General features: G+C 39.5%; 24 protein-coding genes. 21 read left to right on the plus strand and 3 right to left on the minus strand.

The genetic code is table 11. From position 1 onward, the window contains the following. Positions 1-75 precede the first annotated feature (75 nt). On the plus strand, positions 76-1,749 hold the full coding sequence (gene leuA / locus I2F31_RS05190) for a 2-isopropylmalate synthase (protein WP_195773540.1): 1,674 nt from the start codon (positions 76-78) through the stop codon (positions 1,747-1,749). A 48-nt stretch (positions 1,750-1,797) separates the two neighbouring features. Here the strand turns inward: leuA and I2F31_RS05195 are convergent, their stop codons facing one another. The 3 genes from I2F31_RS05195 to I2F31_RS05205 form a co-directional block, all read right to left on the minus strand. Continuing rightward, complete coding sequence (locus I2F31_RS05195) at positions 1,798-2,247, minus strand: GNAT family N-acetyltransferase (protein ID WP_195773541.1); 450 nt, start codon at positions 2,245-2,247, stop codon at positions 1,798-1,800. 68 nt (positions 2,248-2,315) lie between these two features. Then, on the minus strand, positions 2,316-3,650 hold the full coding sequence (locus tag I2F31_RS05200; protein ID WP_195768462.1) for a peptidylprolyl isomerase: 1,335 nt from the start codon (positions 3,648-3,650) through the stop codon (positions 2,316-2,318). Then, the gene (locus I2F31_RS05205) at positions 3,650-6,082 is read right to left on the minus strand and encodes an LPS-assembly protein LptD (RefSeq protein ID WP_195768463.1); all 2,433 of its coding nucleotides are present in this window, start codon (positions 6,080-6,082) and stop codon (positions 3,650-3,652) included. The genes I2F31_RS05200 and I2F31_RS05205 overlap by 1 nt, the downstream gene beginning before the upstream one ends. A gap of 120 nt (positions 6,083-6,202) precedes the next feature. Here I2F31_RS05205 and I2F31_RS05210 point away from each other — a divergent pair, with 120 nt between their 5' ends. The 20 genes from I2F31_RS05210 (at position 6,203) to I2F31_RS05305 (ending at position 23,122) form a co-directional block, all read left to right on the plus strand. Then, the gene (locus I2F31_RS05210) at positions 6,203-7,219 is read left to right on the plus strand and encodes an aminoglycoside phosphotransferase family protein (protein WP_195768464.1); all 1,017 of its coding nucleotides are present in this window, start codon (positions 6,203-6,205) and stop codon (positions 7,217-7,219) included. Further along, positions 7,216-7,890 carry an N-acetylmuramate alpha-1-phosphate uridylyltransferase MurU gene (murU, locus tag I2F31_RS05215; protein WP_195768465.1) on the plus strand — a complete coding sequence of 225 codons (675 nt, stop codon included), beginning with the start codon at positions 7,216-7,218 and terminating at the stop codon, positions 7,888-7,890. Before I2F31_RS05210 ends, murU begins: the two co-directional genes overlap by 4 nt. A gap of 82 nt (positions 7,891-7,972) precedes the next feature. Beyond that, on the plus strand, positions 7,973-8,611 hold the full coding sequence (gene rsmG, locus I2F31_RS05220) for a 16S rRNA (guanine(527)-N(7))-methyltransferase RsmG (RefSeq protein WP_195768466.1): 639 nt from the start codon (positions 7,973-7,975) through the stop codon (positions 8,609-8,611). An 11-nt stretch (positions 8,612-8,622) separates the two neighbouring features. Further along, on the plus strand, positions 8,623-9,384 hold the full coding sequence (locus I2F31_RS05225) for a ParA family protein (protein WP_195768467.1): 762 nt from the start codon (positions 8,623-8,625) through the stop codon (positions 9,382-9,384). An 11-nt stretch (positions 9,385-9,395) separates the two neighbouring features. Then, entirely contained in the window at positions 9,396-10,286 is an 891-nt protein-coding gene (locus I2F31_RS05230) for a ParB/RepB/Spo0J family partition protein (RefSeq protein WP_195768468.1), read from the plus strand. A gap of 177 nt (positions 10,287-10,463) precedes the next feature. Then, a complete protein-coding gene (gene msbA, locus I2F31_RS05235) occupies positions 10,464-12,188 on the plus strand; it encodes a lipid A export permease/ATP-binding protein MsbA (RefSeq protein ID WP_195768469.1) in 1,725 nt (574 codons plus the stop codon). 2 nt (positions 12,189-12,190) lie between these two features. Then, positions 12,191-13,201: a tetraacyldisaccharide 4'-kinase gene (gene lpxK, locus I2F31_RS05240; RefSeq protein ID WP_195768470.1), complete on the plus strand. Its 1,011-nt coding sequence runs from the start codon at positions 12,191-12,193 to the stop codon at positions 13,199-13,201. 9 nt (positions 13,202-13,210) lie between these two features. Then, positions 13,211-13,975 carry a 3-deoxy-manno-octulosonate cytidylyltransferase gene (kdsB, locus tag I2F31_RS05245; protein ID WP_195773542.1) on the plus strand — a complete coding sequence of 255 codons (765 nt, stop codon included), beginning with the start codon at positions 13,211-13,213 and terminating at the stop codon, positions 13,973-13,975. A gap of 14 nt (positions 13,976-13,989) precedes the next feature. After that, on the plus strand, positions 13,990-14,976 hold the full coding sequence (locus I2F31_RS05250; RefSeq protein ID WP_195768472.1) for a DNA polymerase III subunit delta': 987 nt from the start codon (positions 13,990-13,992) through the stop codon (positions 14,974-14,976). Positions 14,977-14,999: 23 nt separating this feature from the next. Next, positions 15,000-15,344, plus strand: coding sequence for a PilZ domain-containing protein (locus I2F31_RS05255; protein WP_195768473.1), 345 nt, complete (start codon positions 15,000-15,002; stop codon positions 15,342-15,344). Positions 15,345-15,356: 12 nt separating this feature from the next. Further along, positions 15,357-16,133 carry a TatD family hydrolase gene (locus tag I2F31_RS05260; protein ID WP_195768474.1) on the plus strand — a complete coding sequence of 259 codons (777 nt, stop codon included), beginning with the start codon at positions 15,357-15,359 and terminating at the stop codon, positions 16,131-16,133. 16 nt (positions 16,134-16,149) lie between these two features. Next, on the plus strand, positions 16,150-16,749 hold the full coding sequence (locus I2F31_RS05265) for a TetR/AcrR family transcriptional regulator (protein ID WP_195773543.1): 600 nt from the start codon (positions 16,150-16,152) through the stop codon (positions 16,747-16,749). 98 nt (positions 16,750-16,847) lie between these two features. Next, a complete protein-coding gene (locus tag I2F31_RS05270; RefSeq protein ID WP_195768476.1) occupies positions 16,848-17,444 on the plus strand; it encodes a 6-pyruvoyl trahydropterin synthase family protein in 597 nt (198 codons plus the stop codon). Positions 17,445-17,462: 18 nt separating this feature from the next. Further along, positions 17,463-18,176 carry a uracil-DNA glycosylase gene (ung, locus tag I2F31_RS05275; protein ID WP_195768477.1) on the plus strand — a complete coding sequence of 238 codons (714 nt, stop codon included), beginning with the start codon at positions 17,463-17,465 and terminating at the stop codon, positions 18,174-18,176. Next, positions 18,173-19,294: an enoyl-CoA hydratase/isomerase family protein gene (locus I2F31_RS05280; RefSeq protein WP_195773544.1), complete on the plus strand. Its 1,122-nt coding sequence runs from the start codon at positions 18,173-18,175 to the stop codon at positions 19,292-19,294. The genes ung and I2F31_RS05280 overlap by 4 nt, the downstream gene beginning before the upstream one ends. Further along, positions 19,291-19,797: a tRNA adenosine(34) deaminase TadA gene (tadA, locus tag I2F31_RS05285; protein ID WP_195768479.1), complete on the plus strand. Its 507-nt coding sequence runs from the start codon at positions 19,291-19,293 to the stop codon at positions 19,795-19,797. Before I2F31_RS05280 ends, tadA begins: the two co-directional genes overlap by 4 nt. Before the next feature lie 10 nt (positions 19,798-19,807). Beyond that, the gene (gene cmk, locus I2F31_RS05290) at positions 19,808-20,482 is read left to right on the plus strand and encodes a (d)CMP kinase (protein ID WP_195768480.1); all 675 of its coding nucleotides are present in this window, start codon (positions 19,808-19,810) and stop codon (positions 20,480-20,482) included. A 109-nt stretch (positions 20,483-20,591) separates the two neighbouring features. Next, a complete protein-coding gene (gene rpsA / locus I2F31_RS05295; RefSeq protein WP_195768481.1) occupies positions 20,592-22,271 on the plus strand; it encodes a 30S ribosomal protein S1 in 1,680 nt (559 codons plus the stop codon). Between the two features lie 160 nt (positions 22,272-22,431). Beyond that, positions 22,432-22,734, plus strand: a complete 303-nt coding sequence (locus I2F31_RS05300; protein WP_195768482.1) for an integration host factor subunit beta — start codon at positions 22,432-22,434, stop codon at positions 22,732-22,734. Between the two features lie 28 nt (positions 22,735-22,762). Continuing rightward, on the plus strand, positions 22,763-23,122 hold the full coding sequence (locus I2F31_RS05305) for a LapA family protein (RefSeq protein ID WP_195768483.1): 360 nt from the start codon (positions 22,763-22,765) through the stop codon (positions 23,120-23,122). Positions 23,123-23,125: the final 3 nt, after the last annotated feature.

The following is a 23,125-nucleotide window of genomic DNA, read 5'->3' on the forward strand; positions in this document are numbered from 1 at the left end:
GTCTGTTCTTCGAAAGATGAAATAAATTGTATCAGGCATGATCAACATAAATACATTATATAGCGTTGTTTACATATGTTGATACATCCTGAAAATAAATATAGAGCATCTAGCTGTTTAGATTTTCCACAAAGAACATGGCCTAATCGTAAAATAATGGTTGCACCGACATGGTGTTCAACGGATTTAAGAGATGGTAATCAGGCACTTGCTAACCCCATGGATCAAGCTAAAAAGATTAAGTTTTTTCAAATGCTTGTAGATTGCGGGTTTAAACAAGTTGAGGTTGCATTTCCTGCATCATCAGCCACTGATTTTAATTTTGTACGTCATTTAATTGAAGATAATAAGATTCCCAATGATGTAACGATTCAAGTGATGACGCAGGCTAGAGAAGATTTAATTGAAAGAACATTTGAGTCTTTGGTTGGTGTGCATTCGGCAATTATTCATGTTTACAATGCAACGGCTGAGGTGTTTCGGCGAATTGTTTTTAATAAGACCAAGCAAGAGGTGATTGACCTTGCGGTGAACTCGGTGAAACAGGTTAAAGCATTGTGTTTAAAGCACTCTGAAACTCGTTGGACATATCAGTACTCTCCTGAAACATTTTGTTTTACAGAAATTGAGTTTGCACTTGAAATTTGTGAAGCTGTAGCAGAAGTTTGGCAACCCAGTCCAGATTTCCCGATGATTATTAATTTACCAACAACGGTTGAGGTCAATACGCCAAATGTTTTTGCTGATCAGATCGAGTATTTCTGTAACCACTTTTCTAAAAGATCATTGGTGGATATTAGTGTTCATCCTCACAATGACCGAGGAACAGCAGTTGCTACAACAGAATTGGCGTTACTTGCAGGAGCTGATCGGGTTGAGGGGTGTTTGTTTGGTAATGGTGAGCGTACAGGAAATGTAGATTTAGTGAATCTTGCTTTAAATATGTATACTCAAGGTGTTTCTCCTCAGTTAGATTTTTCTAATATTCAAAATATTGCTGATATTGTAAGCTCATGTAATGCATTGCCTATTCACCCAAGACATCCTTATGTGGGAGAGTTGGTCTTTACAGCATTTTCAGGGAGTCATCAAGACGCCATTAAAAAAGGCTTTCAAGCAAGGCAAAGTCAAAATCACTTATTTTGGGAAGTGCCTTATTTAGCAATAGATCCAGCAGATTTAGGCTGTAGTTATGAAGCAGTCATTCGTGTAAATAGTCAATCTGGAAAGGGTGGTACAGCTTGGGTATTACAGCAAAATCATGGTGTAAACCTCCCTAAAAATTTGCAAAAAGATTTTAGTCAAGTGGTACAAAGTGTTGCCGATGGTCGCCAACAGGAGTTGTCTTATGCTGAAATTTGGAATTTATTTATAAAAGCGTATGACGTTGAAAATTATGTATTAGCGTTAATACGTTATCAATCTTTTAAAAAAGGCGATATATACGAGGTGAAGCTATCAGTTAAATGGCAAGATGAAGTCATATCTTTAGATGGAAGTGGCAATGGTTTATTGTCAGCGGTGATTGATGCTCTAAATGTTAAATGGGCATCTACAGTCAGTATTTTTGAGTACTTTGAGCATGCTTTAGGTCAGCAAAGTACGAGCCGATCAATCAGTTATATTTCTTGTATAGATAAAATCAGTAAAGTTCCTGTATGGGGGGTTGCAATTAATACTGATATTGCGACTGCATCTATTCAAGCGTTGCTTAATGCTTTTTCAAAGTTGGTGCTGTTATCTAAATAAGTTCTTTAGCCCGTATTTAATACCTAAATATGGGCTAAAGTGATTCTTTTAATAAGAATATTCAAAGAACATCGTCTGGTTTTGTTCAATAAAACCCATACGCTTATACAGTGTTTGAGCTGCCAAGTTGTCGAAGCCAGTTTCTAAAGCTAAATATTTAGCTTGGCTTGTTTTGCCTAATTCAATGGCTTTTGTCATGAGTTGTTCTGCAATGCCTTGTCTACGGTAATTTTTATCTACATACAAATCATTTAAAAGCCAAGCCTTACTTGCAGACACAGATGAAAATGTTGGATAAAGCTGCACAAAGCCCATGACACAATTTTCTTGATTTTTTGCAATAAAGATTTTTGAATCTTTTTGGTTGAGCCTTTCTTGTATAGAATGACGTGCTAAAGAGAAGTTATGTTTTTGATGATAAAATACTCTATAGGCATTAAAAATTTCTGCTAATGCATCAAGGTCATTTAATTGTGGTTCTACAATATCAATTGTCATTTTTATTCCAGTTTTATCTATTATAAATGAAAAAATCGCCCTAATAAGGGCGACTTTTTAGGTGGCTATTATTGAGCAGTTGGGTTTGTAATATCTGCTTTACGGTCTAAGCTTGGGTCTTTAATTTGAACATAAGTATTGGCACGTAATTCACGTAACCAACCATCAAGTTCGGTATCAAACTGCTGTTCGCCTAAATATTGGCGAGCAAGGCGACGTTGATAGTCTTTGGTCATGTCTTGTTTACGTGTATCTAGTACTTGCAAGATATGCCAGCCAAATGGGCTTTGGAATGGTTTACTGATTTGACCAACAGGCGTTACTTTCATTTGCTCTTCAAATTGTGGCACCATGGTCCCTAGGTTAACCCAACCTAAGTCACCACCATCTGCTGCTGATCCCGGATCATTTGAAAACACAGAAGCCAATACGGCAAAGTTTTCACCTGCTTGTAGACGCTTGTAAATGCTATCGATCTTTTGTTTTGTTTGATCTGCACTGAGTACTTCAGAGGGTTGAATTAAAATATGGCGAACATGATATTGTTCAACAATCACTTTTTGGTCACTTGCTTTACGGTCAAGTAATTTCAAAATATGTAAGCCATCTGCCGCAGGAATAATCTCGGTTGTTTGACCCGGTTGAATTACTGCTGCACGAGCCGCAAGCTCTGCAGGAATGTCTGCGAGATTGCGGTAACCCATATCTGCGCCATCAACTTTAATACTACTGTTAGAGAAGCGTTTGCTAATGGCTGCAACATCATTTGATTGTGCTAAAGCGGCTTTGACTTCATCAGCAGTTTTATTTAACAGCTCAGTATTACCATCAGTTGATGCAACACGTAGGTGTATAAGGTGTGCTTGGCTACCAATAGCTGCTTGGCCTTGAGGGGTATTTAAGAAGTTATCAATATCTTGGTCACTGATGCGAATACGTGACATGACCTGTTGCTGACGTAAGGTGTTAATCGCAAGCTCTTGGGCAATACGCTTTTGTACAATTTGATATGCACCTGGGTACTGTGCATCTAGACGCTGTTTGAATGCATCTAGAGTTGTTACACCTTGTTGGTTGGCATATTGTAAAACGGCAGCATTTAACTCAGTATCAGTGGGCTGGATGTTATACTTTTTAACCAATTCAAGCTGTGCTTGGTGCACAATAATATTACTTAATGCTTGTTGTTGTAGCGTTTTTTCATCTGGAATCGGTTGATTTTTTGCTTGTAACTGTTGTTTTAAATCATTGGTGATTTGATCTAAGTCACTTTTTAAAATCGCACTATCGCCTACAACAGCAACAACTTCATCGCTTGTTGCCGCAAAAACAGGCACTGAACTAGAAATAAAAAGTGCAAGTGTTGTTGCTTTAAAAAATCGTTTAAGTTGTTGGTTCATCATTAAGGTTGTATCCAAGTTTGGTTAGATTTGTTAAAACCAGTGATTCGCTGCTCTAATAAAGAGGCAAGGCGATTATTTAATGCACCTAAACCTTTTAGAGTAAATTCAGCCATCACAGCATTTGTTCTTTTGGTAGATGCACTTTTGATGTCATCTAGGTCATTAAAGTATGAACGACCGTAAACTGAAACTGCCCAACAGCATGAATCATAATTTACACCAAGTAAATATTCACGAGCAATATGATTGTTAATATCGTACTGTACGTGTCCAATAATACGCCAATCATTTTTTACAGGTTGTATTAAAGATGCAACCACTTGATCATATGTTTGTTGGGTGTTGTTGGTATTTTTACGTTTGTAATAGCCTAAGTTATAAATTTGTCCAGTATTGGCTAAATAGTAGGCTTGAAAATTGGCTTGAGAAACATTTTTACCATTAAAGGCAATATTAGAGCTAATAGTGAAGCTATTAGATAACTGACTAGACAGTGCAAATACAGGATCAGAAGTTTTTTCTGTTTGTACGCTGTCACTTGAACTTAACAAGACTTTTCGGTCAGAAAAATAAAAACTTTGTCCAACAGCAGCTTTGAGGCGCTCTAAACCTTGTTGGTCAAATAAGCTATAGCTTATGCCTAAAGACATAAAGTTATTGTCATCTAAACGGTCATGGCCATAAAAGCGGTAAGGGTTAAACAGCTGGTCATAACTGAGTGACGGCGTTGTGGTATCAAAATTAGGATAGTCTGTTTGGTCTTTGTATGGCGCATAGGCATAAAACAAACGTGGGGTAATGGTCTGTAAGTATTTACCTTGTTTTTCAAAATTTAGGCCGGTATCTAGGGTAAATTGAGGCACAATAATATTTTTATTCTTGCTACCACCAGGGTTGTTGTCTTGAGCATCTTGGTCATAAAAGTAGTTAAGTGAACGTACAGATGCTTCAGGAATAAAAAAGCTCCACGGCGTTCGGTAGTTATAACGTGTAGCAACAGAGTTATAAATACGTGTGCCACTGTCCTCTAAAGCACTGCCATCATTAATGGTTTTTTTGAAGTATGCGGTGTCGTTATGTGCTTCAAACTGCCAACCTTGTGGGTTTACGGTTTTGTAGTTGAGTAAAAACTGTGGTAAGCGAGCATAAGGCTTGTCTTTATCTTTAATGGTTTTATCGAGTGTTTGATAGCTTTCTATTTTTAAGCTTGCATCTAAGCCCTCAATGGCACGTGCAAAATTGACTTGAAAGAGTCGTTTTTGGTTTAAGTCCGTCGTCACATTTGGATCATTTTCTAAATCATAGAGGTAGTCTATATCTGATAAATAGTTGTATTCAAAATATGTAGAGAAATATGGGTTGATATCCCAATAATGTTTAATCGCTAAAGAGTCACGGTCTTTATCTGAATACGATTTGTCATTTGGTAAGTATCCTGCATTAATACTACCTTGACCATAATACTGTGTTTTAAAGTTAAACTTGCCTTCAAGCATGCCACCATGTTCTTCTAAATAGCGTGGTGTGATGGTCGCATCATAGTTTGGTGCAAGGTTTAAATACACAGGCAGGCCGAGCTGTACCCCAGAGCTACTTGACCAACCAAAGCTTGGTGTAAGTAAGCCTGTAGTTCTGCGGTCATCTATTGGAAAGTTGTAGTATGGCAGTACCATCACGGGTACATTTTTTACATAGAGTCGAGTATCTTTGGTTGTGCCTCGTCCTGTATCTTGGTTGAGCTCAATTCTTTTGGCTTTAATATGCCAATCAGGATTATTCGTTGGGGCACACGTGGTGTAGGTGGCATTTTCTAAAACAATTTGAGTAGGCGAGCTGCGTGCAATCTGCTGTGCATAGCCATGTGCATGGTTGAGCTCAGAAATATAGTAGCTATTGTTTAATTCACCGGTCTGTTTACGTAGGTTGTAGTCAATGCTATCACTTTGTGACACGAGGCCATTTTGTGCCATTTGTACATTGCCTTGTGCAGAAGCAAGGGTCTGTGTTTTATCAAGTGTGAGTTTCTGTGCTTTAACTTGGCGACCTTCTTGGTCAACAATCACATTGCCTTCAAGAACAGAGTCCCCATTGGGGTTGTAGTGTGCGTAATCTGCACTAACATGCGTTTCACTGTCTTGTACAGCTTTTGCTGTCGTATTTGTTGCAATCGGTGTAATCCAAATACCCTGACAGTAGTTACTGTATTGCGGATTGGTTGGGCGTTTTTCGACACTGACATCATTTTTATTAATATAGTATTGATCGAAAAAAGCTTGCCCTGCATTGGCCTGTGCTAACTGCTGTTTAAGCTGTTGATTATTTAGCGTAGAGGGACTGTCATTTGAATCGGCATAGCTTGATTGTATAGACCCACTACACAAAAGTGCTAAGATCGCAGTTGCTAAAGGATTAAATTTGAACTGTTGCTTCATTTGCTTCATTAACCAAGTATGCTTTTTTGCAATTAATTATTAATGCATCATAGAGAAAAAGTACATAAGTAGCTACACTTATGACTCCAAAAAGTTTGACTGTGGTCGATTATTTTACAAATGAATATACAACGTGAACAACAGATAAAAGTATGGCTGACTGAAGTTCTAGGCTCAGAACAATTTGAAATCAATTATTTAGCAGGTGATGCAAGTTTTCGTCGCTATGCACGTATCAAACAAAATAATAAAACATTTATGTTAATGGATGCACCGCCAGAAAAAGAAGATTGCGAACCATTTGTGCGTATTGATGAGTTTTTAGCACATCACGGCGTGCGTGTACCACAGATTCAAGCCAAATCACTTGAGCACGGTTTATTACTTCTAGAAGACTTTGGTGATGTGGTATTGGCACAAAAGTTAAATCAAGACACTGTACAAGAGTATTACACGCAATGCTTCACACAGCTCAGTGCATTGCAAGCCATAGATGCCACAGCACAATTGCCACATTATAGCCGTGAAAAACTCCTCATAGAAATGCAACTGTTGACCACGTGGTTTATACCATCAATTGGACTGCAATTGAGTAAGTCAGAAACCAATACCATTGAGGAAACCTTTAATCTTTTACTAGACAATGCATTAGCACAGCCACAAGTGATCGTTCACCGTGACTTTCATAGTCGTAATTTAATGGTATTAGAGAATCAAAGCACCTTAGGTGTGATTGATTTTCAAGATGCGGTCATTGGGGCAGATACCTACGATCTCATTTCACTGGTTAGAGATGCGTATGTGCGGTGGCCAGTTGCACAAGTCAATGCGTGGATTGAGCAATTCTATGTGCAATTGCCAAGCTCACATAAGCAACAGCGTGATATGGCACAATTTAAAAAAGATGCAGATTTTATGGCCTTACAGCGTCATATTAAAATTTTAGGCATTTTTGTGCGATTGTTCGAGCGTGATGGCAAACAAAATTATTTAAAAGACCTACCTTTGGTGATGTGGTATGTATTGGAGCAAAGTCAGCGTTACCCAGAGCTAAATGCATTTTATCAGTTGCTCGAACAAAAAATTCGCCCTGCATTTGAGCAAAAATATGGTGCATGCCCAAAGGTGACCTTATGAAAGCCATGATTCTTGCGGCAGGACTAGGCAACCGCATGCGACCACTGACTTTACATACTCCAAAACCTTTATTAAGAGTGGGTGGTAAGCCATTAATTGTTTGGCACATTGAAAATCTAAAGCGGGCAGGCATTACAGATATTATCATTAATACCGCTTGGCTTGCAGGTGAGTTGCATAAAGCCTTAGGTGACGGTCGTGCTTTTGGGGTTCAAATCACATGGTCAGACGAAATAGAAGGCTTAGAAACAGCAGGTGGCATTATTCGTGCTTTACCTCATTTAGGGGAAGAGGCATTTGTTTTAGTGAATGGTGATGTTTGGACAAATTTTGAGTTTAAACATTTGCTCAATGTTGAACTTGGTACAGCACTTGCACATTTAATGCTGGTTGATAATCCACCGCAACATCTAAAAGGTGACTTTATGTTGTGTGATGGTTTTGCACAGCAAATAGAGGATGCCACGGCTCAAACATTTACCTATAGTGGTATTGCAGTATTGTCACCACAATTATTTGCAGGGCTTGATGATGGTAAAAGACCACTTGCCCCCTTACTAAAAACTGCGATGCAAACCAAGCAAGTAAGTGCAGAAAAGCTTATAGGTCAATGGGTTGATGTGGGAACACCAGAACGTTTGGCGGATTTAGACCAGCGTTTACAATCATAACTGCATATTTGCTAACCAGCATACGCTATGATTGAAAAGATAAATCGGTATACTTTGCCTAAATTAAATGAGAGAGTCAGTTATGCATCTGTTTTTTCAAACGCTCAAGCAAGGCACAAAAGCGCTTGGCTTGACACTCAGCGATGACACGTTGAACATGTTGTTAAAATATCAAGATGCATTGGTACTGTGGAATAAAGCCTATAACTTAACCGCGATACGTGAACCAAAAGACATGTTGGTTAAACACTTGCTTGATAGTTTGAGTATATTAAATCAATTGCCACAAGGCAGAATGTTAGATATTGGCACAGGTGGTGGTATGCCAGGCATGTTGGTGGCACTGTGCCAGCCTGAGCGTGAGTGTGTGTTACTTGACTCAAATGGTAAAAAGATTCGCTTTTTAAAACAATTTATTGCAGACATGAAACTCAGTAATGTTACTGCGGTACAAACACGTGTAGAAGATGTAGACATGATTGCCCAATTGGGTAAGTTTGATGTATTAACCAGTCGTGCTTTTGCTTCATTGTCAGACTTTGTGGAGGCATCTACGCCGTATATGCATGAGCAAAGTGTGATTTGTGCCATGAAAGGGCTCGTGCCAAGCGATGAAATAGACGTGTTAGCCTCTAGATTTGAGATCCAAACCATTGCACTGAAAGTACCTCATTTAGATGAGCAACGTCACTTAATTATTTTAGAACAAAAACAAGGGTAGGGTTGTATTGTATGGCTCAGGTGATTGCAATAGCAAACCAAAAAGGCGGTGTCGGCAAAACAACCACAGCAGTAAACCTCGCAGCATCTTTGGCTGTACTTAAAAAACGTGTTTTACTCATAGATATGGACCCACAGGGCAATGCCACGATGGGTTCTGGTATTCAAAAAAACGACTTAATTTACTCAATTACAGATGTTTTGTTGGGTGAAGCACCGATTGAAAATGCCATTATGGGCTCAGAGGTCGGCTATAAAGTATTGGCGGCCAATCGTGAGTTGTCTGGTATTGAGCTCATGATTGCTGAGCAAGATGAACGTGAGTTTATCTTAAAAAAGGTACTTAAAAATATTGAACAAGCATTTGATATTATTTTAATTGATTGTGCACCAAGTTTGAGTTTAATTACCATTAATGCCATGGCTGCCGTTAATGGTGTGATTATTCCAATGCAATGTGAGTATTATGCACTAGAAGGCTTAGCAGATTTGACTCAAACCATTGATCGTATACAACAGGCGGTTAATCCAAACTTAGAGATCATTGGTGTTCTTCGTACCATGTATGATGCACGTAGTGCACTTACACGAGATGTTTCTGATGAATTAAAGCAATATTTTGGTACAAAGTTGTATGACACAGTGATTCCTCGTAATATTCGACTAGCAGAAGCACCTGCACATGGCTTGCCTGTGCTTTACTTTGAAAAAAGTTCAAAAGGTGCGGTGGCTTATCTTAAATTAGCAGCTGAGATCATTAAAAAAATAAAGTAAAGGGACAATCTATGGCGGTAAGTAAGCGTGGTTTAGCAAAAGGTCGTGGTTTAGATGCATTGCTCGGTTCAATACAAAAAGAGCGTTTGAGTATTGAGTCACAATCACAAGATCAAGGCCAACTGAAGCTGGTTGATGTCAACCTATTACAACGTGGTACATATCAGCCACGGCGAACCATTCGTGAAGATGAGTTGGTTGACTTATCTGCATCGATTAAAAAACACGGTGTCATGCAACCGATTGTGGTTCGACCTGTAGAGGGGCAAGAACAGCCTTACGAAATTATTGCTGGTGAACGCCGTTGGCGTGCTGCAAAAATGGCTGGGTTGACAGAAATTCCTGCGATTGTACGTCACTTAAATAACCAAGTTGCCATAGCATTGGCTTTGATTGAAAACATTCAACGCCAAGACCTAAATCCGATTGATCAAGCACTGGCCTTACAGCGTTTTCACGACGAGTTTGGTTTAAGTCATCAAGAAATTGCAGATACCGTAGGTAAAGCCCGTACCACCATTAGTAACTTATTGCGTTTACTGACTTTGCAAGATGCTGTAAAAGACCTGATGCAAGAAGGCGTGTTAGATATGGGCCATGCCCGTGCTATTTTAACTCTGAAAGCATCAGAACAAGAAAGAGTTGCCCAAATTGTGGTTGAAAAAAGCTTGTCTGTACGTCAAACGGAACAGTTTGTACGTGAGCTAAATCAACCTAAAATTGCACCCAATAATGCAGTGAAAAAGGCATCTCCAGACATTGAGCAGTTAACCCAACAGCTTTCTGATCGTTTTAATGCCAATGTGAAACTTGACCATAATAAACATGGTAAAGGAAAATTAGTGATTCATTACCATTCATTAGATGAGTTAGATGGTATTTTGAATATTTGCTTACATTAACGTGCAGTGCTGCTCCTACTACAACGATAATCTGTAAGGCATAGATTAGACGTTTTATTTTCGTATGTGTATTCACTTCTGTTAATATGTGCACAGTATGTAGATCGCCATGCAAGGTAAAAAACTTTTGTCGTGAATGTATCTAACAGGGTGAAAGTGCCTATTTAGAGGTTATGTGTGAAACAAGATTTTCAAGTTTATTTTCGTCTGATTGCCTATCTGAAACCGTATTGGGGATATGCACTTTTAGTGCTGATTGGCTTTACACTCAGTGCTGCAACCGAAGTTTCTATTGCTAAGCTGTTAGAATTTATTATTAATGCCATTCAAAATAAAAATACTGCTGAAACCTCTTTATTTCCTTTTTTAATTGTTCTACTTATATTTGTGCGTGGTGTTGGCTCATTTCTCGGTGACTATTTCTCTGCGTTAATCTCTCGTAATCTTATTTTTACCATTCGAGAAGAAGTCTTTTCTAAGTTACTTCGTTTACCATCAAACTACTACCTAGAAAACTCAAGCGGTCATATTACTTCAAAAGTCTTATTTAATATTGAGCAGTTAACAGCTGCATCTTCTGAGTCTGTACAAACCTTATTTAAAGAGGGTTTAATTACACTGGGCTTACTTGGCTATTTACTGTATCAAAACTGGCGTTTAACTTTAGTGATCTTGGTTTTTGCACCGCTGATTGGTTTGAGTGTTAGTAAAGCCGCCAAGCGTATGCGCCGTTTATCGACCCAAGTGCAAGACACTATGGGAGATGTAAACCATGTGGTACAAGAGTCTATTTTGGGGCAGTCAGTCGTTAAAGGATATTGTGGGCAAACGCTAGAAGAACAAAGACTACACACACACTCTATGGCAAATCTGAAGCGAGGGTTGAAACTACTTGTCGTGAATGTGCTGAATACTCCTGTTGTACAACTAATTATGGCATGCTCTATGGCCATTATTATGTGGTTAGCATTACGTCCCGAAGTGCTTGGCAATACATCAGCGGCACAGTTTGTGTCATTTATTACTGCAGCAGGTATGTTGAGTAAGCCGATTAAAAACCTAACCACAGTGAATGAGAAATTACAGCGTGGTTTGGCGGCTGCTCACTCAGTGTTTGAAATACTTGACTTGGCTGAAGAAAAAAATACAGGAACGCTACAGCCAAAACTGCAAGGAAATATTGAATTTAAACATGTAGACTTGGTTTATCCAGATGGCTCACAAGCGATTCATGACTTTAATCTGAAAATTGGTGCGGGTCAGACAGTAGCTTTGGTTGGGCGCTCAGGGGCAGGTAAATCATCTTTAGTGAATTTAGTCACCCGTTTTCAAGAAGTAAGTAAAGGCGATATCTTTTTCGATGATCATGCGATACAAGACATCGAATTAAATAGCCTACGTCGTCAAGTAGCGATTGTGAACCAGCAAGTGTTTTTATTTGATCGTACCATCAAAGAAAATATTGCCTATGGTCAGTTGGGCGATGTAGATGATGAAAAAGTCATCGCTGCTGCTAAAATGGCATATATTCATGACTTTATTATGACCTTGCCAGAAGGCTATAACACACGTTTAGGTTCGCAAGGTCTGAACTTGTCAGGTGGTCAACGTCAACGTATTGCCATTGCTCGAGCAATTTTAAAAGATGCGCCGATTTTAATTTTAGATGAAGCGACCAGTGCGTTAGATAATGAATCGGAATACTTTATTCAGCGTGCATTTGAAGAAGCCATGCGTGAGCGAACCACCATCGTGATCGCACATCGTTTATCTACCATTGAAACAGCAGACCAAATTGTGGTGATGGATCATGGTCGAATTATAGAGCAAGGTACACACCATGAGTTGTTAGCGCAACGTGGTGCATATTACCAGCTGTATCAGCGAAATTTTGAGGAATAAAAATGGCGTTGGCAGACTTTATTCAACAGGCGTGGAACAAACAATCTAAGTGGTTGAAACTGCTACGCCCGATGTCTGCATTGTATGGTTATGTGTCTGAACGTCGTAAACAACAATACCTTGTAGGTAAGAAGGAAACCTATACTGCACCTGTACCAGTCATGGTTATTGGTAATATTACCGTTGGGGGTAGTGGTAAAACACCACTACTGATACAACTGGTGCAGTACTTGCAACAAAAAGGTGTGCGTGTGGGGGTCATTAGCCGTGGTTATGGCGGAAAAGGCCCTTTTCCGATGTGTGTGACTACAGAAAGTACAGCCCAGATGGTAGGCGATGAGCCTGCTTTGATTGTCGCGAGAACACAAGTACCTATGGTGGTTGGGCCGAATCGAAAGCAAGATATAGAGCTGTTATTGTCAAAATATGCTGTTGATTTCATTCTAAGTGACGATGGTTTACAGCACTGGGCTTTGGGTCGGCAAATTGAATGGATTGTACTTGATGCGAAGCGTGGCTTAGGTAATGAGAAACTATTGCCTGAAGGATTTTTACGCGAACCTAAAAGTAGGTTAAATGACAGTACGGTCATTGAGCACAGTACTTTCAATGACTGTGAAACAGCATTAAATATGCATTTAGCGGTAGGAAGGCCGTATTTATTGAACCCTAATACAGCAAATAACCACAATTTTTCTGCCAGTGGTTGTATGCATGCTGTTGTAGGGATTGGTTATCCGCAACGTTTTTATCGGTCGCTGTCTGAAATTGGTGTCACAGATATTATTGAGCATGCATTTGTAGATCACCATAGTTACACTATACAAGATTTACAGTTTAATGATGATTACCCAGTGATTACCACTGAAAAAGATGCGGTAAAAATTAAAACTTTACTCAAAGATCAGATCTTTACACGACCAATTTGGGTGCTTCCTGTCAATGCTGTGCTTTCAGAGCCATGTTATCGCTTACTCAAAGATCAGCTGGCATCAGTTCATATTTCTATTTAGGCTTCAATTATGAAACACATTGTTATTCCTGCTCGCTATGCCAGTTCAAGATTGCCGGGTAAGCCTTTGCTACAAATACATGGTCGTGCCATGATTTTACGTGTGGTTGATCAAGCAAGAAAAGTACAAGGCTTTGATGATTTATGTGTGGCTACAGATGATTTACGTATTGCAGAGCTATGCCAAAAAGAAGGTGTTGATGTGGTACTTACAGATGCAAAACATGCATCTGGTACAGACCGTTTGAGTGAAGTGGCACGTCTTAAGGGTTGGCATGAGCAAGATATTGTGGTGAATGTACAAGGTGATGAACCATTGTTACCTGCAAGTTTAGTGACACAAGTGGCTGACCTATTAGAGAAAAAGTCACAGTGTTCAATGTCGACCTTGTGTGAGCCGATTCATACTCTAGATGAGTTTAAGCGTTACAGTATTGTAAAAGTAGTGATGTCACAGCACCAAGAAGCCTTGTATTTTAGTCGTGCAACCATTCCTTATCACAGAGATGCTACACAATCGCCTGAGCAGGCTTTACATGATCATAGTTTTCGGCATTTAGGCTTATATGCATATCGAGTACAACTGTTAAATGAATATGCCACATGGCAGCAAACGCCTTTAGAGCGGTTAGAGTCATTGGAGCAATTGCGAGTTTTAGAACAAGGGCACCGTATTGCGATTGATATTGCTCAAGCTAGTCTGCCACCTGGTGTAGATACACAGCAAGACTTAGATCGCCTAAATGCGTTAAGTCCCGACACCTTTTTCATATAAGTGGCCTGATATCTATGTCAGATCAGTTTTTTAAACAGCCCATGGTCTATGCTTGGCAACAAGAGACTTGGCAACGTTTAACCCTGCGTTTTCCAGATATTGGGCATGGTATTTTATTGTATGGAAAAAAAGGTGCGGGTAAAAAAGATTTTGCTCTGCATTTTGTAGCGTGGTTATTGTGTTTAGATAAAAAACCACAGGCCGCGTGTGGTGTATGTGCAAGTTGTCAGTGGCTAAAGTCAAACACGCACCCTAACTATGTGCATATTTCTACAGATGATGACAGTAAGCAAGTACATGCTCAAATTAAAATTGATAAAATTCGTGAAATACAACCTTTTGTGCAACAAACAGTTGAGGGGTGGCGGGTTGTTCTGATTGAACCTGCCGAAGCACTCAATACGGCAGCGGCCAATGCACTGTTAAAAACGTTGGAAGAGCCGGGTGAGCGTACCATGATTATCTTGTTGACTGATCATTTGCTTAAACTGCCTGCCACCATTCGAAGTCGTTTACAGCGTTACGCACTTGATCGTCTTTCGACTGAGGAAGCATATACGCATGTGAGCCAACATGCACCTGAGCTTAATCAGCACCAAATACAACTGTTATTAAACTTGGCTTATGATATGCCATTACGTGCACTAGAACTTGCCCCTCAAGCATGGTTGGAGCAGCGACAGGCACTGCTTCATGACTGGTTGTCTTTGGTTAAGCATAAAAATGGTTTGGTTCGCTATGCCAATAAATGGGCAAAAGCACTCAGCTTTATAGAGCTGTGCCAGATGATGCAATACTTGATTACAGATATGATTGCCTTAAAGCTAAATCAACAGATTAAAAACATAGATCTTAATTTTTCTGACATTTTGTCTTATTATGATTTAAACACTTTATTTAATATCTCCCACAAGCTACAAGATGCAAAAATGTACATGCAACAAAATATTCAAAGTCAATTAATGATTGATGATCTGTTTGTCATGTTATTGAATCTATAGCCTGAAGACTTGAAGGAAATGCTATGCAAACCATGCAACGAGGCGGTGTATTGCAGGTGAATATTACCAATATTGATATTTTACAAGCCAGCTATATGCCATATGTGACGGGTGGTGGGCTTTTTGTACCTTCTGCACAAGCAGTTTCTTTAGGTGAAGATGTTTTTATTTTAGCGACACTTCCGGGGCAGAACCAAAAAATACCACTGACAGGTAAAGTGATTTGGATTAACCATGCTCCGACAGAGACTAAGCCACAAGGTTTTGGTATTCAACTGGCAGGTGAAAAAGGACGTTTTTATCAAGAAGAAGCTGAAAAGCTGTTAGGAAATCGTTTATATAGCCAAGCACCGAGTTACACTATTTAAAAGGAAACCATTTTGTTTGTAGACAGCCATTGTCATCTTAATTTACTTGATCTGACGCCGTATGAAGGTGATTTAAATCAGGCATTAGCCGAAGCGAGAGCAGTCGGTGTACACCGGTTTATGGCGATTTCAGTCGACATTGATGACCATATTGTACTTGGTGAGATTGCGGCGCAACATGTAGATGTAGGCTATAGTGTGGGGGTACACCCTTGTGAGTCGCCTGAAGTCATGCAAAAAGCATCTGTTGACTATTTAGTACAACTTGCACAGGCTGAAAAAGTGTGGGCATTGGGTGAAACAGGCTTAGATTATTATCATAGCACTGAATATGTTGCTGAACAAAAAGCATGTTTTGCTCGCCATATTGAAGCTTCAAAAATTGTTAAAAAGCCTGTGGTTGTGCATACTCGTGCTGCCAAAGCGGACACAGTAGATTTAATTCGTGCTGAAGGTTCAAACCACGGAATCTTACACTGTTTTACTGAAGACTTAGACACGGCAAAAGCAGTGTTAGATTGTGGGTATTACATTTCATTTTCGGGTATTGTGTCATTTAAAAATGCACAAGCGCTCAGAGATGTTGCAGCTTACGTTCCTTTAGATCGCTTGCTCATAGAAACAGACAGTCCATATCTTGCACCTATGCCATTTCGTGGCAAAAGTAATGAGCCAAAATACGTGCCTCATGTAGCACAAGCTTTAGCAACCGTTTATGGCAGAACAGCAGAAGAAATTGGTGAAATTACCACCCGAAACTTTGAGCAATTGTTACAAGGTTCGGCATAACTAAGGGAAGTGTGGTATGCCAAGTCATTGCCAAAGCAAATTTAAACAGCGAGAAGAGCAAATTTTTAAAGTTGCAGAACAATTGTTGATTGAATATGGCGATATTGGCATGACTTTAGCTGGACTTGCCCAAGAACTAGATATCGCCAAAGGAACTTTGTATAAACATTTTAGTAGTAAAGATGAATTATTTTTGCAACTGATTTTAAGAAATGAATATTTACTTTATGAGTGTATGCGAAATAGCCCCCCACGTTTTGATGCACAGCTCAATGGCTTAATTCGTTATCATTTAGATGATGCTGAACGTACCATTTTGTATCATAACCTAGAAGAAAAGTTGTCTGGCGTTGGTGGAGAAACCAAACAACTGTTTCGCCAGATTTATCAAGTCAGAAAGCAAAGGCTTAAAAAAATTATTTATACAACAGATGTTTATTTACGTCAGCAACAATCTAAAGTCAGCGTAAGAGACTATTTGGCTATGACATGGTCGCTTATTTTTGGTGGTGCATTACTTCTGAACTCTAGTTTTTATCAACGCTATTTAGGCTCAAGAGAAACATTAAAAATAAGCTACTTTAAACAAGCCCTTGAAATTGCAAATAAAAAATAAATAAACAACATCAATGCGATTGAGCGGTTAAAAAATACTGCAATATGTTATATTTGATTTATAATCTAAATTCTCCCCTAAACTAAACACAAGTGCCTATGTTAATCCGAAAGTTATTTAAATTTGAAAATGCCCATATTGTACGTAACTGTAGTTCAGACCGTTGCAAACGTTCATTGCATGGCCATAGTTACAAAGTAGAGCTATTTTTAAAAGCCAATGCACTTGATCATGGTCAAATGGTATATGACTTCGGTTTGCTTAAAGGAGTGATTAAAGACTTATTTGACAGTTTTGATCATGCCATTTGTTTTTGGAACCAAGATGATCCTGCTTACATTCAAGCGTGTAAACAATTTAGTGCAAGATGGGTGAGTTTACCTGTTTCACCATCGGCAGAGCAGTTTTCAAGAGTATTTTTCTTTCTTGCTCAGCAAGTGTTGGCAAATACAAATATGAAAAACGGGGAAGGTGATGTCGAAGTCTATTCTGTGATTGTGCATGAAACTGATACAGGATATGCACAAAGCTTTATTGAAGACATCAATAACCCACAAATGGGCGTATTAACGCTCGATGACATTGAATTTTCAGAACAAATACAAGTGGAATGGACAGACCCACAAAGTTACAACAAACTTAAAGGTGGCGAAGCATTTGAAAACCCTCAAGTAGAGCCACAAGTTAAAATTTAAAAACTAGATGATACTGTAATGCAATTAAACGAAATACAACAACAGAAACTTGACCGAGTGCAGCTTGATAGTAGCTGGAAAGATAAACTTCAAGATTTTTTGTTGAGTCCTAAAATGGACCATCTTAGAGGTTTTTTACTTGAGCAAAAACAAGCGGGTAAAGTGGTTTATCCACCAAGCGCACTTATTTTTAATGCCTTTCAACTTACACCGCTTCATCAGGTAAAAGTGGTGATTTTAGGGCAAGACCCATATCACGGTCCGAATCAAGCACATGGCCTCAGCTTTTCCGTGCAAAAAGGTATGCCTATACCTCCATCGTTGCGTAATATGTTTCATGAGCTATCTACAGATTTAGCAATTAGCCCAAGTCCGCATGGTGACTTGACATCATGGGCACACCAAGGGGTATTACTTTTAAATAGCGTACTGACGGTTGAAGCAGGGCAACCGACATCACACCAAAAACAAGGTTGGGAAGATTTTACAGACCATGTGATAGATGTCATTAATGAACATACATCAAATGTTGTATTTATTTTGTGGGGAGCATATGCACAACGTAAAGGGCAACGTGTTGATCGGGAAAAGCATCTTGTACTGACAGCGGCTCATCCATCACCACTTGCAGCCAACCGCGGTGGTTTTTTCGGTTGTAAAGCATTTTCTAAAACGAATGATTATTTAAAAGCACACCATATTGCTGAAATAAACTGGCAGTTAAATCCATGACAACATACAGTGACTATCACCCAGATGTGAATGTAAAGTCTTATCCAAATGGTTGGATTAATATACAGCTTGACAGACCAAACGCTTTGCATGCATTAGACTTAAACTTGGTCAAAGCACTCATTTCCTTATTTAAACAAATTGCAGAAGACAATACGGTTAAAGCCATTTGGTTTGACTCAAGTACACCAAAAGCATTCTGTGCAGGTGGCGATGTAAGAAAACTACGCCAACAAGTCATTGATGGTGAGCAAGATAAGGCCACGGAGTTCTTCAAACAAGAGTATCAGCTTGATCTCCTTCTACATTATTACGCCAAACCGATCGTTGTCTGGGGTGGGGGCTATGTGATGGGTGGTGGCTTAGGCTTGTTTATGGCGGCCCCTTTTCGTTTAGTGACCCCTGCATCACGCTTAGCCATGCCTGAAATTAATATTGGTTTATACCCAGATGTAGGTGCAACTCGCTTTTTGGCAGACCGTGGACGCATTGGCTTATTTCTGGGCTTAACGGGTACGATGATGACTGCCTCTGGTGCATATGCTATTGGTTGGGCAACACATATTTGTGCCATGAAGAAAGAGCTTGTATTTAATAGATTACTACAAATTGCTTGGCAAGATTACCCTGCGGGTACATTTAGAGCACTTGATGATGTACTTCATAGTCTACATAGACCCGTAAGCGTAGGCCCACTGCAAACAGCACTAGATGCGATTCATACCGTATGTAATGGACTGAGCTTTGAACAAGACTATGATGCCATTTGTCAGCTCAGTGAAGCACATAGTGACTGGTTACGCCAAGCAGGTGAAAGCTTAAAAGAAGGCTCGCTGGTGACAGCTGCACTGACGTGGTTACTTTGGCAATGGGGTAAATTTGGCCATAGTTGGGCGGATACCTTTGAGTTAGAACAACAAATTTCTACTTGGAAAATTAACCATGTTGATTTTGTAGAAGGTGTACGTGCAAGGTTGATTGATAAGGATTTATCACCAAAGTGGCAAACATCAGAAAACCGTAGTTTGAAAAGTATTTTTAGTGAGCAAGTACCCATTACAACCATAGAAAGTTGGAATGACTTACTCAGAGATTACGACATCATTGAGAGAATATGACTGCATTAAATGATCAATCCGCATCATTTACAGCACAGGACTTTAAATGGATGCGGTTGGCCTTTGAACAAGCAGAACAGGCCGCTCTGCAACAAGAAGTTCCTGTGGGTGCAGTGATTGTGAGTGAAAACCAAGTCATTGGTTTAGGCTCAAACGCTCCTATATCTCGTTGTGACCCCACAGCACATGCAGAAATTGTGGCTATTCGGCATGCTTGTTTAGCGATAAATAACTATCGACTGCCTGAAGATGCCACTTTATATGTGACGTTAGAGCCATGTACCATGTGTGTTGGGGCATTAATACATGCCCGAATTCATAAAGTCATTTTTGCGACTCCTGAAAACAAATCTGGGTCGTTGGTCAGTGCAAGGCGTTTGCTTGAAGATGGCTACTATAACCACCGTTTTGAAGTCGATTCAGGGTGTATGGCAGATGAGTGTGCAACTCAGCTCAGTCAATTTTTTAAACAACGGCGACTGGCAAAAAAAGCACTAAAATAAAGGCAAATCTATGAATATTATTACGATTGATGGGCCAAGTGGCTCAGGTAAGGGAACACTTGCAACGAAGTTGGCACAGCATTATCAATTTCAGTTATTAGACTCAGGTGCAATTTATCGATTACTTGGTTTAAGCTTGGCTGAGCAAGGCTTGCTCAATACGCTCAATGGAAATATTGCAGAAGCTGTACACGTTGCAACCCATTTAGATATTGAATTTATCCCTTCAAATGCAGGCATTTTGACGTATTTAAATGGTCAAGATGTATCGAAGCAGATTCGTCAAGAAGACGTCGGACAGTTTGCCTCAAAAGTTGCCGCTGTTGCACCACTTAGAGATGCTTTATTGGCGCGTCAACGCCAATTTGCAACATTGCAAGGTTTAGTGGCAGATGGCCGTGATATGGGTACAGTGGTATTCCCACAAGCACAAGCAAAAATTTATCTGACGGCATCTGTAACATCTCGTGCAGAAAGAAGATACAAGCAGTTGCAGGCTATGGGGGTTGATGCTAAACTGAGCGCCATTTTAATCAACATCGAAGAGCGCGACCGCAGAGACATGGAGCGAGAAGTTGCTCCGTTAAAGCCTGCGACTGATGCAATCATTATAGATAGTTCTCATTTGTCTATCGATACTGTGTTTAATCAGATGTGTGCTTATATCGATACAAAGTTGATTTAACTTATTTTTTTGTTTATATGTTGCTCGATCAGTTCTAAAGTAGACAACGTATAGACGTAACTAAACAGGCCTTGACTGATCCAAGACCGCTGAACATATCAGGTATATCATGACCGAATCTTTTGCAGCCCTCTTTGAAGCAAGCGAATTAAATCTTAATGTTGAAAAGGGTGCAGTCATCCAAGGTGTTGTTGTAAACATCGATGCTGACTGGGTAACTGTTGACACTGGCCTTAAATCTGAAGGCGTTGTTGACCGTGCAGAATTCTTAAACGACCAACGTGAGCTAGAAGTTCAAGTTGGCGACACTGTTGATGTTGTTGTTGAAGCACTTGACAACGGTATGGGTCAAACAGTTCTTTCACGTGAAAAAGCAAAACGTGCTGAAACGTGGACTAAACTTGAAAAAATCTTTGAAGACGGCGAAATTGTTACTGGTCTTATTTCTGGTAAAGTTAAAGGCGGTTTCACTGTTGACATCGGTCCTGTACGTGCATTCTTACCAGGTTCTTTAGTAGACACTCGTCCAATCCGTGATACGACTCACCTTGAAGGTAAAGAGTTAGAGTTTAAAGTCATCAAACTTGATGCGAAACGTAACAACGTTGTTGTATCTCGTCGTGCAGTAATGGAAGCTGAATCTTCAGCTGACCGTGAAGCGCTACTTGCTCAACTTGAAGAAGGCCAAACTGTTACAGGTACAATTAAGAACCTTACAGACTACGGCGCATTTGTTGACCTAGGTGGTATTGATGGTCTTCTACATATCACAGATATGGCTTGGAAGCGTATTAAGCACCCTTCAGAAGTTGTAGAAGTTGGTCAAGAAGTCACTGTTAAAGTCCTTAAGTTTGATCGCGATCGTAACCGTGTTTCTCTAGGTCTTAAACAACTTGGCGAAGATCCTTGGTTAGCGATCATGAACCGTTACCCTAAAGGTTCTATCGTGAAAGCACGTGTAACTAACCTTACAGACTACGGTTGTTTCGCTGAAATCGCTGAAGGCGTTGAAGGTCTTGTTCACGTTTCTGAAATGGATCACACAAACAAAAACATCCACCCATCTAAAGTTGTTCAGATTGGTGATGAAGTTGATGTTATGGTTCTTGAAGTTGATGAAGAACGTCGTCGTATTTCTCTTGGTATTAAACAAACTCGTGCTAACCCATGGGAAGAGTTTTCTAAAAACCATGACAAAGGCGAAAAAGTTTCAGGTACGATTAAATCAATCACTGACTTTGGTATCTTCATCGGTTTACCAGGCGGTATCGATGGTCTAGTTCACTTGTCTGATATTTCTTGGAATGAGCAAGGTGAAGAAGCAATCCGTCGTTACAAGAAAGGTGACACTGTTGAAGCAGTTATCTTGTCTGTAGATGCTGAAGGCAACCGTATTAGCTTGGGTATCAAGCAATTAAACAACGATCCGTTTAATGACTTCCTAGCGACAAACGAACGTGGTGCTTTAGTTAAAGGTACTGTGATTGCTGTTGATGCTAAAGCTGCAACTGTAAAACTTGCTGACGAAGTTGAAGCACAATTGAAAGCGTCTGAAATCAACCGTGATCGCGTTGAAGATGCGACTAAATTCTTAGAAGTTGGTCAAGAAATTGATGCGAAAATCATCAACGTTGACCGTAAGTCACGTACAATCAACTTGTCTATCAAAGCGAAAGACGAAGCTGAAGAGCGTGAAGCTGTTGCAAACTTACGTCAAGCAGCGCCTGCTGCTCAAGACAATGGTCCTAAAACCATTGGTGACTTGATTAAAGCACAGCAACAAAAGTAAGAATAAAAGTAAAAAATTAGTGTAACTAATTGATGCTTTATATTTAATTACTGTTAACGGTAGTGTAGTATTGACTTACTGCACTACCGTTTTGTATTTAAACAAGTTATTATTTGATAACGAACAAATAAAAGTCGCTAAAAATCAATGAGGTCGTTAAATGACTAAAGAAGCACTCAATAAATCAGATTTAATAGAGCGTATTGCTCTGAAAAATCCACATTTGGCTGAACCATTGGTCGAAGAAGCAGTAAGAATCATGATTGATCAAATGATTGATACGCTGTCGGCAGATGATCGTATTGAAATTCGTGGTTTTGGTAGCTTCGCGTTACATCACCGTGATCCTCGAGTGGGACGTAACCCTAAAACAGGAAAATCTGTTGAAGTTGCAGCCAAATCGGTACCGCATTTTAAACCAGGTAAAGCACTGCGTGATGCTGTAAATGAGCAAGTGAAATAATTAAAACTACATTTTATATGGTGATATTATGCGTTTTATCTTATTAATTTTACTTATTTTAGTCTTTGTATACTCTCTGGCATTGGTTTTATTTAATGGTACAGAAGTCTCTGTGAACTTATGGTTTGCAACAGTACCAGAAATGCGAGTAGGTTTACTGATTCTAATTACATTAGCGATAGGCGTTGTATTAGGTTTACTGATTGGCGTACAAGTATTTAAAGTATTTCAAACACGTTGGGAAATTAAGCGTTTAAATAAAGAAATTGAGCGTTTAAGAAAAGAGCAAGTTGAAGTAGCTCAATTGGCTGCCAAAGAAGCAGCTGCAAATACAAGACATGAAAAAACTGTTTTAGATATTAACTCAAACAATCAAAGCCCATTATAATGG

This window comes from Acinetobacter rathckeae (genome assembly GCF_015627125.1).
Classification (GTDB): Bacteria; Pseudomonadota; Gammaproteobacteria; order Pseudomonadales; family Moraxellaceae; genus Acinetobacter; species Acinetobacter rathckeae.

Bases quoted from the DNA above. Each gene is read 5' to 3' on its own strand.
- I2F31_RS05305 (WP_195768483.1), top strand. From the start codon at position 22,763: ATGCGTTTTATCTTATTAATTTTACTTATTTTAGTCTTTGTATACTCT.
- leuA (WP_195773540.1), top strand. From the start codon at position 76: ATGTTGATACATCCTGAAAATAAATATAGAGCATCTAGCTGTTTAGAT.
- I2F31_RS05205 (WP_195768463.1), bottom strand. From the start codon at position 6,082: ATGAAGCAACAGTTCAAATTTAATCCTTTAGCAACTGCGATCTTAGCA.
- I2F31_RS05250 (WP_195768472.1), top strand. From the start codon at position 13,990: ATGTCAGATCAGTTTTTTAAACAGCCCATGGTCTATGCTTGGCAACAA.
- kdsB (WP_195773542.1), top strand. From the start codon at position 13,211: ATGAAACACATTGTTATTCCTGCTCGCTATGCCAGTTCAAGATTGCCG.
- I2F31_RS05265 (WP_195773543.1), top strand. From the start codon at position 16,150: ATGCCAAGTCATTGCCAAAGCAAATTTAAACAGCGAGAAGAGCAAATT.
- cmk (WP_195768480.1), top strand. From the start codon at position 19,808: ATGAATATTATTACGATTGATGGGCCAAGTGGCTCAGGTAAGGGAACA.
- I2F31_RS05280 (WP_195773544.1), top strand. From the start codon at position 18,173: ATGACAACATACAGTGACTATCACCCAGATGTGAATGTAAAGTCTTAT.
- ung (WP_195768477.1), top strand. From the start codon at position 17,463: ATGCAATTAAACGAAATACAACAACAGAAACTTGACCGAGTGCAGCTT.
- lpxK (WP_195768470.1), top strand. From the start codon at position 12,191: ATGGCGTTGGCAGACTTTATTCAACAGGCGTGGAACAAACAATCTAAG.
- I2F31_RS05230 (WP_195768468.1), top strand. From the start codon at position 9,396: ATGGCGGTAAGTAAGCGTGGTTTAGCAAAAGGTCGTGGTTTAGATGCA.
- I2F31_RS05255 (WP_195768473.1), top strand. From the start codon at position 15,000: ATGCAAACCATGCAACGAGGCGGTGTATTGCAGGTGAATATTACCAAT.
- I2F31_RS05195 (WP_195773541.1), bottom strand. From the start codon at position 2,247: ATGACAATTGATATTGTAGAACCACAATTAAATGACCTTGATGCATTA.
- murU (WP_195768465.1), top strand. From the start codon at position 7,216: ATGAAAGCCATGATTCTTGCGGCAGGACTAGGCAACCGCATGCGACCA.
- rsmG (WP_195768466.1), top strand. From the start codon at position 7,973: ATGCATCTGTTTTTTCAAACGCTCAAGCAAGGCACAAAAGCGCTTGGC.
- tadA (WP_195768479.1), top strand. From the start codon at position 19,291: ATGACTGCATTAAATGATCAATCCGCATCATTTACAGCACAGGACTTT.
- I2F31_RS05200 (WP_195768462.1), bottom strand. From the start codon at position 3,650: ATGATGAACCAACAACTTAAACGATTTTTTAAAGCAACAACACTTGCA.
- I2F31_RS05270 (WP_195768476.1), top strand. From the start codon at position 16,848: ATGTTAATCCGAAAGTTATTTAAATTTGAAAATGCCCATATTGTACGT.
- I2F31_RS05300 (WP_195768482.1), top strand. From the start codon at position 22,432: ATGACTAAAGAAGCACTCAATAAATCAGATTTAATAGAGCGTATTGCT.
- rpsA (WP_195768481.1), top strand. From the start codon at position 20,592: ATGACCGAATCTTTTGCAGCCCTCTTTGAAGCAAGCGAATTAAATCTT.
- I2F31_RS05210 (WP_195768464.1), top strand. From the start codon at position 6,203: ATGAATATACAACGTGAACAACAGATAAAAGTATGGCTGACTGAAGTT.
- I2F31_RS05225 (WP_195768467.1), top strand. From the start codon at position 8,623: ATGGCTCAGGTGATTGCAATAGCAAACCAAAAAGGCGGTGTCGGCAAA.